The sequence below is a fragment of the Klebsiella sp. A52 genome (assembly GCF_018388785.1).
Lineage (GTDB): Bacteria > Pseudomonadota > Gammaproteobacteria > Enterobacterales > Enterobacteriaceae > Klebsiella > Klebsiella aerogenes.
This window is the reverse complement of sequence record NZ_CP074437.1, coordinates 26,526-41,688: the sequence shown is the minus strand read 5'-3', so window position 1 is coordinate 41,688 and position 15,163 is coordinate 26,526. Positions and strand designations below refer to the sequence as shown.

Below are 15,163 nucleotides of genomic sequence, written 5' to 3'. Positions count from 1 at the left end.
CTTACGCCTTACCCGGGCTACCACGGCGTAATCTGTAGCCCGGATAAGCGTAGCGCTATCCGGGTCAGCGCCTCTGATTAGTACAGCAATGAATACAGCTGGCGGCGGTATTTCGCCGCCAGGGCGTCTCCGGTACCGAGCGCCGCGAGAATCTCCTGCAGCATTTTGCGAACCTGGCCATCGCCAGCGCCTAAATCTTTTTGCAGATGCGTGAACAGCAGCGCCAGCGCTTCTTCGTTGCGCCCGACCTGGTGCAACTGCAACGCCAGCTGAGACGCCAGCGCCGCGTCGTCCGGGTTCTGCTCGACCTGCTGCTGCAGTTGCTGGATTTCCGGGGTATCGGCGGCCTGCTTAAGCAGCTCAATCTGCGCCACCAGCCCCTGATAACGGGTGTCCTGATCCTGCAGCGGCACGGTTTTCAGCACGCTTTCAGCCTCATCGGAACGCTGCAGGGCAATGAGCGTTTCCGCCAGCAGCAGGCCAATCTGGCTATCCTGGTTAGACAACTGCCAGGCATCTTTCAGCAGCGGCAGCGCATCGGCGTATTTTTCTTCCTGCATCAGCGCCAGCGCTTCTTGCGCTTTCAATTCTTCTTCGCGCGGCAGTACTTTATCCAGCAGGGCGCGGATGGCTTCTTCCGGCTGCGGGCCTTCAAAACCATCTACCGGCTGGCCGTTCTGGAACAGATACACCGTCGGAATCGCGCGCAGACCAAACTGCGAAGCCAGCATTTGCTCCGCGTCGCAATCTACCTTCGCCAGCGTAAACTGACCGTGGTATTGGGCGGCCAGGCGCTCAAGCACCGGCGTCAGCTGTTCGCAGTGCTGGCTGCGGGCGGACCAGAAATAAAACAGCACCGGCGCGTTCATGGATTGCTGCAGCGTCTGCTGCAGGTTGGCTTCGGTAATATTGACAATATTCTGTTCGGACATGGGCGTATCTCGTTAGTCGATTTCTGTTTTAGATGGGGGCGACATTCAGCGCTTCAACTCAGCCCTGGATAATTTTGTCCATTGCACGGGCCGGCAGCAGGCGTTTTAACCAGCCTACCGCGTGGGTGACCAGCGTCACCGGATAGCGCAGTTTCGGCTTGTCGCTGACGAAGGCGTGACGCACTTTTTCCACCACCGCCTCCGGGCCGAGCGTAAAGCGCGCGGCAATGCCTGGGTTCTCTACCGTCTTGTCGCCGGTCTGGTTAACGTTGTTGGTAAAGCGGGTGCGTATCGGCCCAGGTTCAATCAGGCTGACTTTAATGCCGCTGTGGCGGAGCTCCATGCGCAGGGCATCGGACCACGCCTCCAGCGCGTATTTACTGGCGGCATAGGCGCCGCGGCCGGGGCTGGAAATTAGCCCCATCACCGAAGAGGTCATCACGATGCGGCCCTCGCCGTGCGGCTGCATAGCGGGCAGCAGCAGCATGGTGAGCTGGTGGGCGCCGAAAAAGTTGGCGGAAAACTGCTGTTCCATTTGCTGACGGCTGATGGTGGTGAGCGGACCGTAGACGCCGTAGCCAGCATTATTGAACAGGCCATACAGGCGGTTCCCGGTCAGCGCGATGACCTCGGCGGCGGCATTTTCGACGCTTTGCGGGTCATCGAGATCCAGCAAAATACCGGTCAGACCCAGTTCCTGCATACGGGCGACATCCTCCCCCTTACGGCAGGCGGCCAGTACCCGAAAGCCCTGGCGTTTTAAATCGAGCGCGCTTTCGAGGCCAATTCCGCTGGAACATCCTGTAACTAAAACCGATTTTTGCATAACTTTACCTGTGAACGACTCCCGGCGTTCAGGAGTCATGATTAACTAAGGGAGCCAACCGGGTTGCCATCCAGTCGGCAATAAACGGTTGCGCATCGCGATTAGGATGAATGCCGTCGTCCTGCATCCATTGTGGCTTGAGATAAACCTCTTCCATAAAAAAGGGCAGCAGAGGAATATCGAACTCTTTGGCCAGTTGCGGATATATCGCGCTAAAGGCTTCATTATAACGGCGCCCATAGTTGGCGGGCAGGCGTATTTGCATCAGCAGCGGCTGGGCCTTCGCCGCTTTGATATCCTGAATAACGGTGCGCAGCGTCTGCTCCGTTTGCTGCGGCGGGAAACCACGCAGCCCGTCGTTGCCGCCCAGTTCCACCAGCACCCAGCGCGGCTGGTGTTGCTTCAGTAGCGCCGGCAAGCGCGCCAGGCCCTGCTGCGATGTATCGCCGCTGATGCTGGCGTTGACCACCGTCGTTTTGGCCTGCCACTTGTCGTTGAGCAGAGCAGGCCAGGCCGTATTGGCCGCCATTCGATAGCCGGCGCTCAGGCTATCGCCAAGCACTAACAGCGTATCCGCCGCCATCGCGCGGCAGGTAAACAGAACCATAAACAGGAAAGGCAAATGCCAGCGGAAAACATACTTGAAGTTCATCATCTTAAGAAATCCGTCGGTCAGGGAGAGCATCAGTTGTCCATCCTTACCGGAGTTGAGCTGGTTGTCAAACCGGGGCAAACCATCGCCCTGATTGGCGAGTCCGGTTCCGGGAAATCCACGCTGCTGGCGATACTTGCCGGGCTCGACGACGGCAGCAGCGGCGAAGTGTTTCTTTTGGGGCAGCCGCTGCATCAGATGGATGAAGAGGCGAGGGCGACGTTACGCGCGAAGCACGTAGGCTTTGTCTTTCAATCGTTTATGTTGATTCCGACGCTAAATGCCCTGGAGAACGTCGAGCTGCCGGCCTTGCTGCGCGGCGCCAGCGATAGCCAAAGCCGTGGCGATGCGCGCGCGCTGCTTGAACAGCTGGGACTTGGCAAACGCCTGCACCATTTGCCGGCGCAGCTTTCCGGCGGCGAGCAGCAGCGAGTGGCGCTGGCCCGCGCCTTTAACGGCCGTCCGGCGCTGCTATTTGCCGATGAGCCGACCGGTAATCTCGACCGTCACACCGGCGATAAAATCGCCGATCTGTTGTTCTCACTCAACCGCGAACACGGCACCACCCTAATTCTGGTGACCCACGATCCGCTGCTGGCGGCGCGTTGCGATCGTCGCTTACGCCTGGTGGATGGCAAGTTGCAGGAGGAAGCATGATAGCCCGCTGGTTCTGGCGCGAATGGCGCTCGCCTTCACTGCTCATCGTCTGGCTGGCATTGAGCATGGCGGTGGCCTGCGTGCTGGCGCTGGGCTCAATCAGCGACCGTATGGAAAAAGGGTTGAGCCAGCAAAGCCGCGAATTTATGGCCGGGGATCGCACCTTGCGCAGTTCACGCGAAGTGCCCGCCGAGTGGATCGCTGAGGCGCGCGCGCTCGGGTTAACCGTGGGCGAACAGCTGAGCTTCGCCACCATGACTTTCGCTGTAGATACTCCGCAACTGGCGGATGTCAAAGCGGTTGATGATACTTATCCGCTGTACGGCACGCTGGAGACCTCTCCGGCGGGATTAAAACCGCAGCGCGGCAGCGTCCTGCTGGCGCCGAGGCTGATGGCGCTGCTGAATCTAAAAACCGGCGATAACATTGATGTTGGCGACGCTACCTTGCGCATCGCCGGCGAGGTCATTCAGGAGCCTGACGCCGGCTTCAACCCCTTCCAGATGGCGCCGCGGCTAATGATGAATATCGCCGATGTGGCGAAAACCGGCGCGGTACAGCCCGGCAGCCGCGTCTCCTGGCGCTATAAGTTCGCCGGTAGCGCGCAGCAGCTGGCGGCCTACGAGCGGTGGCTATTGCCGAAGCTCGGTGCGGAACATCGCTGGATTGGCCTGGAGCAGGATGATAGCGCGTTGGGTAAATCGCTGGAGCGCTCGCAGCAATTTTTACTGCTGTCCGCGTTACTAACGTTGCTGCTGGCGGTCGCCGCGGTGGCGGTCGCGATGGGGCATTACTGCCGCAGCCGCTACGATCTGGTCGCTATTCTCAAAACCTTAGGCGCCGGGCGGGCGCAGCTGCGTAAACTTATCGTCGGTCAGTGGCTAATGTTGCTGATGCTGGCGGTTGCGGCGGGGGGCGCGATGGGGCTGCTGCTGGAAAAAGCCCTGCTGCTGATGCTTAAACCGGTGCTGCCCGCCGCGCTGCCGCCCGCCAGCGGCTGGCCGTGGCTGTGGGCTATCGGCGCGATGGTGGTGATTTCGCTGCTGGTCGGCTGGCGGCCCTATCGGCTGCTGCTGGCGACTCTGCCGCTGCGGGTATTGCGGCAAGATGTGGTGGCTAACGTCTGGCCGTTAAAACACTATATTCCCGTGGTCTGCGCGGTGGTTGTCAGCGGACTGGCCTGGCTGATGGGCGGTAGCCCGCTACTGTGGTCGGTGCTGGTCGGGGCCTTGGTGCTGGCGCTGCTATGCGGGCTGGTAGGCTGGGCCTTGCTGTGGTTGCTCAAGCGCGTCACGCTAAAAGCGTTGCCGCTGCGCCTGGCGGTGAACCGTCTGTTGCGCCAGCCGTGGTCAACGCTGAGCCAACTGGCGGCGTTTTCACTGTCGTTTATGCTGCTGGCTCTGCTGTTGGTGTTACGCGGCGATTTGCTCGAACGCTGGCAGCAGCAGCTGCCGCCGGAAAGCCCGAACTACTTTCTGATTAATATCGCTCCCGAACAGGTAGTTCCGGTGAAGACATTCCTCGCCGAACACCAGACCCGGGCGGCGGAGTTTTATCCCATCGTGCGCGCGCGGCTGACGCAGATTAACGGTCAAACCACCGAGGGCAATAAAGACGAAGCGCTAAACCGCGAGCTTAATCTCACCTGGAGCGAGCAGCGCCCGGATCATAATCCGCTGGTGGCCGGCAGTTGGCCGCCGAAGGCGGGCGAGGTGTCGATTGAAGAGGGGCTGGCGCAGCGGTTAGGCGTCAGGATCGGTGATAGCGTCACCTTTACCGGCGATACCCAGCAATTTAGCGCTAAGGTGACCAGCGTGCGCAAAGTTGACTGGGAGAGCCTGCGGCCAAACTTCTTCTTTATTTTCCCGCCGGGGGCGCTGGATGGGCAGCCGCAAAGCTGGCTTACCAGCTTCCGTTGGGATAATGGCAACGCGATGCTGACCCAGCTTAACCGCGAGTTTCCCACCGTTAGCCTGCTGGATATCGGCGCCATCCTGCGCCAGGTCGGCCAGGTGTTGACGCAGGTCAGTCGGGCGCTGGAGGTCATGGTGGTGCTGGTCACCGCCTGTGGCGTGCTATTGCTGCTGGCCCAGGTGCAGGTCGGGATGCGCCAGCGGCATCAGGAGCTGGTCGTCTGGCGGACGCTGGGGGCTGGTAAAGTCTTGCTGCGCACCACGTTGTGGGTGGAGTTCGCCCTGCTTGGCGTGGTTTCGGGGCTGGTGGCGGCCATTGGCGCCGAGGTGGCGCTGGCGATGCTGCAAACCAAAGTGTTTGATTTTCCATGGACGCCGGACTGGCGGCTGTGGGTGATGCTGCCACTCTCAGGCGCTATTTTATTATCGTTGTGCGGCGGTTGGTTGGGATTACGCTTATTAAAAGGTAAAGCGTTATTCCGACAATTTAACCAGTAAATAGATTTCATTTTTATGAAGCGCCGCGCAATTTCGCGGCGCTTTTATTTTAACGGCACAAAATGATAATTCCTTGATTTTTAAGCGCACAAAACATTAAAAACCCAACAACACGTCGTGCTAATTCGCAGTTAATATTCAACTGGCAAATATAAGGTTGCTTATTACTCAAGGAAAAAGCATGGCACATAAAATAAAAGCGCTGGCGATCTCGATCGGCGCAGCATTAGCGTTAACCTCTTTTGCATCCCAGGCTGAGATTACGCTGCTGAAACAAGATCCGCAGGCGGGCGATCCGTTAAGTCGCCTTAACTTTACCGTCGGCGGGAGTATTCGTCCGCAGTTCAATATGATGACCGGCGATGGCGATAAAGGTTCCTACAAGCGTAACGGTTTCGATGGCGGCACCCGTTTCCGTTTCGCGGCTGATTACTATCTTTTTGATGATATTAGCTGGATCAGCTACTACGAACTGGGCGTCAATATTCCGGCGCTGTTCGATTGGGACAATCACTACGCGGAAGGGGCGAATAATACCACCCGCCGTATGTTGTTCACCGGTCTGAAGAGCGATACCTGGGGTACCTTAACCTACGGTCAGCAAAACAGTATTTACTATGATGTCGTCGGCGTGAAAACCGATATCTGGGACTACGATATGATCGGTCAGGCTCCGGGTAACGGTATTAACGGCGATTACGATGGTTCTTATCGTTCACGCAATATGTTGAAATATAAGAAAACCGTCGGTGATGTCGATCTGTATGGCTCCTATCTGTTTGAAGATAGCGAATATCTGCCGGGCGATGGTCTGCGCTACAAGCGTAAAGGCGGCGGGTCTATCGGCGTGGATTACCACATCATGAAGGACCTGACCTGGGGTACCGCGTGGAACTACACCCGCGCCGAAATGCGCGACCCGTCAAGCTCCAATAGCAAAACCTATGACCAGAATATTGTCGGTACCGCGTTGAGCTGGACTCCGGATAACTGGACCTTCTCCTTCGGCGGCGGCTGGTATCAGAACTTCCTGACTACCAAGAAAACCGATGTTCATAACTATTTCGCCGGCGATGCCTGGGGTATTGAATACTTTGCGGGCTATAAATTCCCGATCAATCAATACGCTGTTAAATCTATTCAACCGTACTTTATGGGCGACCGCCTGGAGTACGTGAATGGCCGCAACTACCAGCGTATTGATAACGGTTTGGGTATTAGCTTCCAGCTGGATTACGGTTTCCGTGTTGATTACGAGCACGTGTTTACCTCCAGCACCGATGATCTGGGCGATATGAACCTGGTGCGTCTGCGCTACGACTTCTAACGATGAGCCGCCGCAAGCCGGGAATTTCCCCGGCTTGCGCTGCGCTAAGCGGGAGTAGCCCCGGTAAGGCGCCAGCCGCTACCCGGGAAGCCGTCTGGTTGGGGAACTACTTCGCCAGCCAGGCGGCGACATCCTGCCAGTTACCGCGAAAGATAATCTTCCCGGCTTTTTTCCCCAACTGATAGCGATACATCGGGTCGTAGTATTCATTTAACAGCGGAACCAGCCAGGCGAAGTGCGCCTCGGTACTGGCGGTACGCTGCTGCTGCGACAGCGCCGCGTCGAGCAGTTCGCTTAGCTGGGCAAAGCGCTGTAGCCCTAGCCGACGCCGGATGGCAAACAGCCCGTGATGCAGATACTCGCTATATTCCTGCCAGCCTTTCTCTTCGCCATAGGCGGCAATAAAGTCGCGATGCATACGATCGAAGTACTCTTCGCGCAGTCGCTCCAGACGAACGTCAAACGGATCTTCCACCACCGCCAGCGGCGATTGCGCCATGCGGATACGCAGGCACTCCGGCAGGTGGTTCGCGCCGATCATATGGCCTTCATCTTCCAGCACCCAGCGTGTCTGTTGTTCAGCTTTTTTAAGCAGGGTGACCGCCAGATGGTTTTCGAACGTCGCCTGCGGGTGTTGCTGCAGTAGCGTTCGGCCAAATGACGAACCGCGGTGGTGGGCGTGACCTTCAAGATCGATACCGTCCGGGCGCGAGCAAACCAGCTGGGTTTTGCCATTGCCGGTGCAGCCGCCAATCAGCACGATAGGGCGCTGTACCAGCTCCTCGGTAGTCTGTATTGCCGCCTGGCGTAGCGCTTTGTAGCCGCCGACAATCAGCGGATAATCGACGCCAGCTTCCCGCAGCCACTGCTGCACGATATGCGAGCGCTGGCCGCCGCGGGCGCAGCACAGATAGCCCTGCGGATAGCGGGCGCAGGCCTCCAGCCACGCCTTGAGACGGCTGGCTCGCAGGTCGCCATCGACCAGCTTATGGCCGAGGGCTAATGCCGCTTCCGGCCCCTGGCGCTTGTAACAGGTGCCGACGGCGGCGCGTTCGTCATCGTTCATCAGCGGTAGGTTAATCGCCGCGGGCATCGCGCTTTGCTGAAATTCCACCGGTGCGCGGACGTCGATAAGCGGCGTACCCGCGCTGAGGATGGCGCGATAGTGTCTCCCATTTTCCATGGGTCGTCCTTTTGAGTTAAAACCAGATGTGCTTACTGCGAGGTGGGGATTCTACGCGCCGAAGGGCGTGCCGGGGAAGGGGATAGATCAAATCCCCGGCACGAATGGCTTAATTAAGCTGCGATTGCGCCCAGAAAACACCGCTGGCGTATTCGGCTGGCAGGAGCGGTTTCAGCGCTTCCAGCGTGGCGCTCAGGCGATCGGTATCGCTGTCGGTCAGATTCAGGTGGCCGACTTTACGCCCCGGACGAACCTCTTTGTCGTACCAGTGCAGATGCACCAGCGGCAGTTTTAGCCAGTCGTAGTTCAGATCGCTGCCGATCAGATTGATCATCACCGACGGGCTGTTGACCACCGGTGGCGGCAGCGGTAGATCGGTAATGGCGCGCAGGTGCAGTTCAAACTGGCTAATGGAAGCGCCGTTCTGCGTCCAGTGGCCGCTATTATGTACGCGCGGCGCCAGCTCGTTGATCAGCAGTCCCTCGGCGGTGACGAAGCACTCCATGGCCATCACGCCCACGTAGTCGAGCTCGTTCATGATCGCCGTCAGCATGCTTTCCGCCTGCGCCTGCTGGCGGGCATTGGCCTGCGGGAAGGCGACGCTGGCGCGCAGAATGCCGTCCTGGTGCAGGTTGCGGGTCAGCGGATAAAACACCGTGCTGCCGTCGCGGCCCCGGGCGCCGACCAGCGACACCTCGCCGGAGAAGTTAATACCCTGCTCAACGATACACTCGCCGTAGTTATCATTGGGTAGTTGTGTGGTTTCGTTCTCGCGTAAACGCCACTGGCCGCGGCCATCGTAGCCGCCAACGCGGCGCTTGACGATAGCCAGTTCGCCCAGACGGGCAAACACGGCGGGCCACTCGCTTTTATCCGCCAGTAGCTGCCACGGCGCGGTGGCGAGGCCAAGTTTGTCGAACAACTGTTTCTGGGTCAGGCGGTCGGCGATGATCGGAAAAACGTCGCGGTTAACGAACGCCGGATGGCGCGCCAGCTCACGGGTTAAAGCGGTTTCCGGCCAGCGTTCGATTTCGGCGGTGATGACGCTTTGCTGGAACGGCACCGCTTCCGGGTCGGCTTCCAGGCCGACCGGCCAGACGGCGATGCCCAGCGGTTCACCGGCCTGACGCAGCATGCGGCCTAACTGTCCGTTACCGAGGACGCAAACCTGTTTCATGCCGCACCTCGCGGGTCCGGGTTATCCAGCACCTCATCGGTTTGCGCCTGACGCCAGGCGCTCAGGCGCTGGTGCAGCTCAGCATCATGCTGGGCGAGAATTTGCGCGGCGAGCAGGGCGGCGTTAGCGGCGCCGGCTTTGCCGATGGCCAGCGTGCCGACCGGGATGCCGCGCGGCATTTGAACGATAGAGTAGAGGCTGTCAACGCCGCTTAACGCTGCGCTCTGAACCGGCACGCCAAGCACCGGCACCAGAGTTTTCGCTGCAATCATGCCCGGCAAATGCGCCGCGCCGCCCGCACCGGCGATGATCACCTGATAACCGTTGCTTTCGGCGCTTTCGGCGAAGCTAAACAGTTTATCGGGCGTACGGTGGGCGGAAACCACTTCAACATGGTGCGGAACGTTCAGGGTATCAAGGATTTCTGCGGCGAACTGCATGGTAGCCCAGTCGCTTTTGGACCCCATCACGATGGCGATACGCGCCGGATTATTGCGGGAAGACATGCGTCTGAAAACTCCTGTGGGTGTGCTTCACACTGCTTTAGAGGCCACAGAGAATAGCACGATATCCCGCTAAGGAAAACGGTTGCGTACGCGTGGTTAGCCGTCTTTTGTCTCGCTTGCCGACGATGAAGTACGTTGTTTATTTGCCTTTATCTCATTCATGATACAGGTGATAAGCAGCACTAACCCCCAAGGAAGCATCAGGGTACCCATGATCAGTAAATAGATTTGTACCAGCCGCCCATCGTGGGGCCGGGTACAGAGCAAATAAATAGCATAAAAATAAATTGCCCATGCCAGCATTGCACACCAGACAAATGCCAGTGTGTTGCCGATAGCGACGCCGATTAAGGCGATATAGCTTACCCCTAACGGATTGAGGATCGCGATGATCATTCCCCAGATTAGGGGCTGGTTCCATTTTTTCATACTCGTTCCTTGAGTGAGATTTAGCCAAAGGCTAGCATGCGGAGAACAGATAGCGTCAGTCATTCCCCCCTTCAGAAGAAGGTTTTCGGAATTGTGCCTGGGAGATTAAAACGGGAAATAGATAAGTTCGACGCCGTCGGCGCTGACTTTAACCATTGACCCTTCGCTGTGCCACGCGCCGAGGACCACGCGCCACGCGGGCTGCTCGTTGGCCTGGAGTTCATGGACGGCCGGGCGATGGGTATGGCCGTGAATCAGCCACTGCACCTGATGCCGCTCCATCGCGTCGACGACCGCCTGCGGATTCACATCCATAATTTCCATCGATTTGCTGCTGTTGGCGGCTTGGCTATCGGCGCGCATTTTGGCGGCGATGCGGCGGCGGATAAACAGAGGCAGGGCGAGAAACAGACGTTGGATCCACGGGGTATGGACTTTAGCGCGAAACGCCAGGTAACCGGGGTCATCGGTACATAAGGTGTCGCCATGCATAATCAACACTTCACGGCCATAGAGGTCCAGCCGCTCTTCTTCAGCGAGCAGGATCATGCCGCTCTGGCGGGCGAAGCGCTGGCCGACGAGAAAATCGCGGTTGCCGTGGATGAAGTAGCAGGGAACGCCGGCGTCGACGACGGCTTTGATGGCCGAAGCGATTTGCTGATGCAGCGGGTTCGGATCGTCATCGCCGATCCAGGCCTCGAACAGGTCGCCGAGTATATACAGCGCGTCCGCTTCGCGGGCGCTGCCGGCTAAAAAGCGCATAAAACCGGCGGTGATCGCCGGTTCTTCTGTTTGCAGATGCAGGTCTGCAATAAAAAGTGTCGCCACGAATTATTCGCTGACGGTGACGCTTTTGATTACAACATCTTCTTTCGGCACATCCTGGTGCATGCCGCTGCGGCCGGTGGCAACCGCTTTGATTTTGTCGACCACGTCCATACCTTCAACCACTTCGGCAAAGACGCAGTAGCCCCAACCCTGCAGGCTTTCGCCAGAGAAGTTCAGGAAGTCGTTGTCTACTACGTTGATGAAGAACTGCGCGGTGGCGGAGTGCGGCGCCTGAGTACGGGCCATTGCCAGCGTACCACGGGTGTTTTTCAGACCGTTGTTGGCTTCGTTCTGAATCGGAGATTTGGTCGCTTTCTGATTCATGCCCGGCTCAAAGCCGCCGCCCTGAATCATGAAGCCATTGATAACACGGTGGAAAATGGTGTTGTCGTAGAAACCTTCGCGGCAGTAGTCCAGGAAGTTTTTAACTGTTTCCGGCGCTTTGTCGTCAAACGTTTTGATTACGATATCGCCATGATTGGTGTGGAAAGTAACCATTTTTGCATCCTGTTCCGATGATTGTAGTGCTGAACCCAGGGTTGGGTATGACATAGGTGGCTGTTATAGCATAACCGCGGGGGTCGATGCACCTTGCAATGTGTGCTGCTTCCGGTTTGAATTAGGGTTAGAATAAGCGACTTATATCCACACACGTCTACACGGAATCTTCGATGTTAAAAATTTTTAATACACTGACGCGCCAAAAAGAAGAATTTAAACCTATTCATGCCGGGGAAGTTGGCATGTACGTGTGTGGAATTACCGTTTACGATCTCTGTCATATCGGCCATGGCCGCACCTTCGTCTCTTTCGACGTTGTCGCTCGTTACCTGCGCTTCCTTGGTTACAAGCTGAAGTACGTGCGCAACATTACCGATATCGACGATAAAATCATTAAGCGCGCTAATGAAAACGGCGAAAGCTTTGTCGCGCTGGTCGATCGCATGATCGCTGAAATGCACAAAGATTTTGACGCCCTGAACATTCTGCGCCCGGACAACGAGCCGCGCGCCACCCATCATATCGCCGAAATTATCGAAATCACCGAGCAGCTGATCGCCCGCGGTCACGCTTATGTGGCCGATAACGGCGACGTGATGTTCGACGTACCGACCGACCCGAACTACGGTCTGTTGTCGCGCCAGGATCTCGACCAGCTGCAGGCGGGCGCCCGCGTCGACGTGGTTGACGTTAAGCGTAACCCAATGGACTTCGTCCTGTGGAAGATGTCGAAAGAGGGCGAGCCGAGCTGGCCGTCGCCGTGGGGAGAAGGGCGTCCGGGCTGGCACATTGAGTGCTCGGCAATGAACTGCAAACAGCTGGGTAATCACTTTGATATTCACGGCGGCGGTTCGGATCTGATGTTCCCGCATCACGAAAACGAGATCGCGCAATCGACCTGCGCCCACGATGGCGAATACGTCAACTACTGGATGCACTCCGGAATGGTGATGGTCGATCGCGAGAAAATGTCGAAATCGCTGGGTAACTTCTTCACCGTCCGCGACGTGCTGAAGTACTACGATGCCGAAACCATCCGCTACTTCCTGATGTCCGGCCACTATCGCAGCCAGCTGAACTACAGCGAAGAGAACCTCAAGCAGGCGCGTTCGGCGCTGGAGCGTCTGTACACCGCGCTGCGCGGAACCGATAAATCCGCGCAGCCTGCCGGCGGCGAAGCCTTCGAAGCGCGCTTTATCGAAGCGATGGACGACGACTTCAATACCCCGGAAGCCTACTCGGTGCTGTTCGATATGGCGCGTGAAGTAAACCGTCTGAAAACGGAAGACGCGGCAGCCGCGAACGCGCTGGCGGCCCATATGCGTAAGCTCTCTTCGGTGCTGGGGCTGCTTGAGCAGGAGCCGGACGCTTTCCTGCAGAGCGGCGCGCAGGCCGATGATGGCGAAGTAGCGGAAATAGAAGGGCTTATCCAACAGCGTCTGGATGCGCGTAAAGCGAAAGACTGGGCGGCGGCGGATGCGGCGCGCGATCGTCTTAACGAGATGGGTATCGTGCTGGAGGATGGTCCGCAGGGCACCACCTGGCGTCGTAAGTAAGCGCCATTGCTAATGAAAAGGCCACGCTTGCGTGGTCTTTTTGCGTTAGGGACTGACTTCCAGTGGTGTAGGCTGAAAAACGCATACGGATTCGGGCAGATTCAGATGCAGGCAGGAGGATATGTTGCGGCTGTAACGGGCAATAAACTGAATGACGCTATCGCCGCTGTTTAAACCTACTTTGCCATTTGCCAATAGTTGTTCCGGCTGATCGTCGGTAAAAACATTGCTGGCAACTATTTTTGCCCCAAGGCGTTCGAAAAGCGTGACCTTAACTAACGAGGGTTGATAACCCTGCTGTAAGAGCCAATGTCTGGCCTGCTCGCGTGACCAGATATTGCTATCGCCCGCTCGGGCAAAGACTTCCAGCAGCCAGCCGTTAGAGTTTTGATACGGCCCGGAGAAGGGCCAGGCGATCAGGTTATAGCGCGGGCTGTGAAACAGGTTCAGTTTGACAGGGCTGTGCAAAAGCGCTTGTAGCGCAGCGTTAAGTTCGCCGCTCGGACGTAAAATCGCTATCTGCTGGTTAACCAGTTCATCGGCGAGAAACTCATATAATCCTTGCACGTACAGCGCCGATCGCGCGGTGCCGCAGGTATTCAGATTATGATAAACCCGCCAGCTGTTATCGGCCTGCCGTAGGGCGTAGCCGGCATGTGACCAGGTTAACCCGCGGCTGGACATATCTTGCCCCTGGCGGACCAAAATAACCACCGCTTCCGGTTCGCTATTTAATTGTTGTTTGAGCAACTGTGCCTGATGCATGGTTGCAGCAATGGTTTCCGCCGATGGCGACCCCGTGCCGCAATCGGTGCTGGCTGCAGTCGCGCTTACTGACGCCACGCTCAGGCACAAGGCGAGCGCCAGGCGCTTCATTTCGCCGACAGCGGTTGGTTAGCGGAGAGCGAGGCGTCCTCTTGATTCACCATATGGGTCAGGACCTTACCTTCTTTTTTCAGCAGTGCGCCGGTGCCTTCCGGGGCTTTCTCCAGCGTCAGCTTGTCCCCGGTTTTGAGATCCGCCTCTTCCACCACCTGCAGCGGCAGCACCATTTTGACGGTGTTCTGTTTAGGGTCTTTGGTGGTCAACAGCGCGGTTTTCTGCTCTTTATTTTTGTCGACAGAAGCGGTAATCAGTGCGGCGGGGAGCAGGACCGGCGAGAGAATGATGCCGCTCACCAGCGCCGAACTGCCGATACTGGTAATGGTCGAAGAGACGGCATAGGCGTTGGTATGATCCTCGGCGTGAATCGGGCACGAAACCGCCAGCAGTGCTGCAGCGGCAAGGATGGTCGTTTTATGCATGTTAATCCCTAACGTTGTGTAGATTGACGATACAACCAGAGTAGTAACGCCAGTACGCAACCAGGCAGCCAGACCCACTGCAGCTCGGAGAGGATCACCTGATGGCCATAAGGCGTGGCATAACGCGATAGCGCGAATGGCGCCACTTTAATCACCTGCCAGGGCAGGAAGAAGCGTTGATCGGACCAAGGCCACAGCCAGCCGACGCCTTTACCACCATCGGTGATGGCATCGAGCAGGCTATGGGATAACAGGCAGACACTAAGAAATGCCCAACTGCGCGCCGGCCCGCAGTGAAACCTCCTGCCAACCATCATCATGCACAGCAAAGGAACCACGAAGGCGAACAATAAAGAGTGGGTAAATCCGCGGTGGCCGAAAATATTGCCGTAGGCGACGCCGAATTTAAACGCCAGCACGTCGGCATCCGGCAATATTGCCAACGCCACGCCAGCCAGCAGCAGGCGAGGGGGAATGATTTTGCATCCCAGCCCTAACCCCAGACACAGCGGAACGGCGGCATGAGTGACGATAGTTGGCATTGGCTTATATTCCACAAATAAAAGCCTATTATCCGTGGGGTATTTGAGGATTACATCCCCGCATTATTCTGATTTTCCTGCGGGAGAGCGCTGGCGCCGGGACCGGCGCCAGAGAGGATTAGGCGATCACGGTAATGCTTTGACCGTCAAAGGTCACCGTTTGTCCGGCGACGATTTTACAGCGTTTGCGGGTTTCCACCGCGCCGTCGACTTTCACCAGCCCTTCGGCGATGAAGATTTTGGCCTGCGCGCCGCTTTCGCTCCAGCCTTCCAGCTTCAGCAGGTCGCACAGTTCAACATGCGGGTGTTTGCCCAGAGAAAAATTCGCCATC

General features: G+C 57.5%; 17 protein-coding genes. 4 read left to right on the top strand and 13 right to left on the bottom strand.

Going from position 1 to position 15,163, the window contains the following annotated elements:
* Positions 1-77: 77 nt before the first annotated feature.
* Genes KGA69_RS00195 through tesA form a run of 3 tightly spaced genes read right to left on the bottom strand, consistent with a single transcriptional unit; the run spans position 78 to position 2,413 of the window.
* Complete coding sequence (locus KGA69_RS00195; RefSeq protein WP_015367889.1) at positions 78-932, bottom strand: co-chaperone YbbN; 855 nt, start codon at positions 930-932, stop codon at positions 78-80.
* A gap of 58 nt (positions 933-990) precedes the next feature.
* Positions 991-1,797 carry an SDR family oxidoreductase gene (locus KGA69_RS00190; RefSeq protein ID WP_161801889.1) on the bottom strand — a complete coding sequence of 269 codons (807 nt, stop codon included), beginning with the start codon at positions 1,795-1,797 and terminating at the stop codon, positions 991-993.
* On the bottom strand, positions 1,787-2,413 hold the full coding sequence (gene tesA, locus KGA69_RS00185) for a multifunctional acyl-CoA thioesterase I/protease I/lysophospholipase L1 (protein ID WP_015704624.1): 627 nt from the start codon (positions 2,411-2,413) through the stop codon (positions 1,787-1,789). Before tesA ends, KGA69_RS00190 begins: the two co-directional genes overlap by 11 nt.
* Between tesA and ybbA the strand changes: the two genes are divergently transcribed.
* From ybbA to KGA69_RS00170, 3 genes are all read left to right on the top strand, one after another.
* Positions 2,381-3,067, top strand: a complete 687-nt coding sequence (gene ybbA, locus KGA69_RS00180; protein ID WP_045393483.1) for a putative ABC transporter ATP-binding protein YbbA — start codon at positions 2,381-2,383, stop codon at positions 3,065-3,067. The genes tesA and ybbA overlap by 33 nt on opposite strands.
* Positions 3,064-5,478, top strand: coding sequence for a putative ABC transporter permease subunit YbbP (gene ybbP / locus KGA69_RS00175; protein ID WP_213292723.1), 2,415 nt, complete (start codon positions 3,064-3,066; stop codon positions 5,476-5,478). Before ybbA ends, ybbP begins: the two co-directional genes overlap by 4 nt.
* A 181-nt stretch (positions 5,479-5,659) precedes the next feature.
* Complete coding sequence (locus tag KGA69_RS00170; RefSeq protein ID WP_047049491.1) at positions 5,660-6,805, top strand: porin; 1,146 nt, start codon at positions 5,660-5,662, stop codon at positions 6,803-6,805.
* 106 nt (positions 6,806-6,911) lie between these two features.
* Here the strand turns inward: KGA69_RS00170 and mnmH are convergent, their stop codons facing one another.
* From mnmH to ppiB, 6 genes are all read right to left on the bottom strand, one after another.
* Complete coding sequence (mnmH, locus tag KGA69_RS00165; protein ID WP_213292722.1) at positions 6,912-7,988, bottom strand: tRNA 2-selenouridine(34) synthase MnmH; 1,077 nt, start codon at positions 7,986-7,988, stop codon at positions 6,912-6,914.
* A gap of 109 nt (positions 7,989-8,097) precedes the next feature.
* A complete protein-coding gene (gene purK / locus KGA69_RS00160) occupies positions 8,098-9,165 on the bottom strand; it encodes a 5-(carboxyamino)imidazole ribonucleotide synthase (protein ID WP_213292721.1) in 1,068 nt (355 codons plus the stop codon).
* The gene (purE, locus tag KGA69_RS00155) at positions 9,162-9,671 is read right to left on the bottom strand and encodes a 5-(carboxyamino)imidazole ribonucleotide mutase (protein ID WP_015367880.1); all 510 of its coding nucleotides are present in this window, start codon (positions 9,669-9,671) and stop codon (positions 9,162-9,164) included. The genes purK and purE overlap by 4 nt, the downstream gene beginning before the upstream one ends.
* A gap of 96 nt (positions 9,672-9,767) precedes the next feature.
* Positions 9,768-10,100 (bottom strand): hypothetical protein, encoded by a 333-nt coding sequence (locus tag KGA69_RS00150; RefSeq protein ID WP_045393468.1) that lies wholly within the window; start codon positions 10,098-10,100, stop codon positions 9,768-9,770.
* Positions 10,101-10,205: 105 nt separating this feature from the next.
* Positions 10,206-10,928 (bottom strand): UDP-2,3-diacylglucosamine diphosphatase, encoded by a 723-nt coding sequence (lpxH, locus tag KGA69_RS00145; protein ID WP_045393465.1) that lies wholly within the window; start codon positions 10,926-10,928, stop codon positions 10,206-10,208.
* Positions 10,929-10,931: 3 nt separating this feature from the next.
* Positions 10,932-11,426: a peptidylprolyl isomerase B gene (gene ppiB / locus KGA69_RS00140; RefSeq protein WP_015367878.1), complete on the bottom strand. Its 495-nt coding sequence runs from the start codon at positions 11,424-11,426 to the stop codon at positions 10,932-10,934.
* Positions 11,427-11,599: 173 nt separating this feature from the next.
* Here ppiB and cysS point away from each other — a divergent pair, with 173 nt between their 5' ends.
* A complete protein-coding gene (gene cysS, locus KGA69_RS00135) occupies positions 11,600-12,985 on the top strand; it encodes a cysteine--tRNA ligase (protein ID WP_045393462.1) in 1,386 nt (461 codons plus the stop codon).
* A 45-nt stretch (positions 12,986-13,030) separates the two neighbouring features.
* Here cysS and KGA69_RS00130 read toward each other — a convergent pair whose 3' ends face one another.
* From KGA69_RS00130 to ybcJ, 4 genes are all read right to left on the bottom strand, one after another.
* Complete coding sequence (locus KGA69_RS00130; protein ID WP_213292720.1) at positions 13,031-13,861, bottom strand: DUF2145 domain-containing protein; 831 nt, start codon at positions 13,859-13,861, stop codon at positions 13,031-13,033.
* A complete protein-coding gene (locus KGA69_RS00125; RefSeq protein WP_213292719.1) occupies positions 13,858-14,289 on the bottom strand; it encodes an STM0539 family protein in 432 nt (143 codons plus the stop codon). The genes KGA69_RS00130 and KGA69_RS00125 overlap by 4 nt, the downstream gene beginning before the upstream one ends.
* An 8-nt stretch (positions 14,290-14,297) precedes the next feature.
* Complete coding sequence (locus tag KGA69_RS00120) at positions 14,298-14,831, bottom strand: metal-dependent hydrolase (RefSeq protein ID WP_213292718.1); 534 nt, start codon at positions 14,829-14,831, stop codon at positions 14,298-14,300.
* Between the two features lie 118 nt (positions 14,832-14,949).
* The gene (gene ybcJ, locus KGA69_RS00115) at positions 14,950-15,162 is read right to left on the bottom strand and encodes a ribosome-associated protein YbcJ (RefSeq protein WP_015367876.1); all 213 of its coding nucleotides are present in this window, start codon (positions 15,160-15,162) and stop codon (positions 14,950-14,952) included.
* Position 15,163: the final 1 nt, after the last annotated feature.

Bases quoted from the DNA above. Each gene is read 5' to 3' on its own strand.
- KGA69_RS00150 (WP_045393468.1), bottom strand. From the start codon at position 10,100: ATGAAAAAATGGAACCAGCCCCTAATCTGGGGAATGATCATCGCGATC.
- ybbA (WP_045393483.1), top strand. From the start codon at position 2,381: ATGCCAGCGGAAAACATACTTGAAGTTCATCATCTTAAGAAATCCGTC.
- tesA (WP_015704624.1), bottom strand. From the start codon at position 2,413: ATGATGAACTTCAAGTATGTTTTCCGCTGGCATTTGCCTTTCCTGTTT.
- KGA69_RS00120 (WP_213292718.1), bottom strand. From the start codon at position 14,831: ATGCCAACTATCGTCACTCATGCCGCCGTTCCGCTGTGTCTGGGGTTA.
- KGA69_RS00125 (WP_213292719.1), bottom strand. From the start codon at position 14,289: ATGCATAAAACGACCATCCTTGCCGCTGCAGCACTGCTGGCGGTTTCG.
- KGA69_RS00170 (WP_047049491.1), top strand. From the start codon at position 5,660: ATGGCACATAAAATAAAAGCGCTGGCGATCTCGATCGGCGCAGCATTA.
- cysS (WP_045393462.1), top strand. From the start codon at position 11,600: ATGTTAAAAATTTTTAATACACTGACGCGCCAAAAAGAAGAATTTAAA.
- ybbP (WP_213292723.1), top strand. From the start codon at position 3,064: ATGATAGCCCGCTGGTTCTGGCGCGAATGGCGCTCGCCTTCACTGCTC.
- ybcJ (WP_015367876.1), bottom strand. From the start codon at position 15,162: ATGGCGAATTTTTCTCTGGGCAAACACCCGCATGTTGAACTGTGCGAC.
- ppiB (WP_015367878.1), bottom strand. From the start codon at position 11,426: ATGGTTACTTTCCACACCAATCATGGCGATATCGTAATCAAAACGTTT.
- KGA69_RS00130 (WP_213292720.1), bottom strand. From the start codon at position 13,861: ATGAAGCGCCTGGCGCTCGCCTTGTGCCTGAGCGTGGCGTCAGTAAGC.
- KGA69_RS00195 (WP_015367889.1), bottom strand. From the start codon at position 932: ATGTCCGAACAGAATATTGTCAATATTACCGAAGCCAACCTGCAGCAG.
- purK (WP_213292721.1), bottom strand. From the start codon at position 9,165: ATGAAACAGGTTTGCGTCCTCGGTAACGGACAGTTAGGCCGCATGCTG.
- KGA69_RS00190 (WP_161801889.1), bottom strand. From the start codon at position 1,797: ATGACTCCTGAACGCCGGGAGTCGTTCACAGGTAAAGTTATGCAAAAA.
- mnmH (WP_213292722.1), bottom strand. From the start codon at position 7,988: ATGGAAAATGGGAGACACTATCGCGCCATCCTCAGCGCGGGTACGCCG.
- purE (WP_015367880.1), bottom strand. From the start codon at position 9,671: ATGTCTTCCCGCAATAATCCGGCGCGTATCGCCATCGTGATGGGGTCC.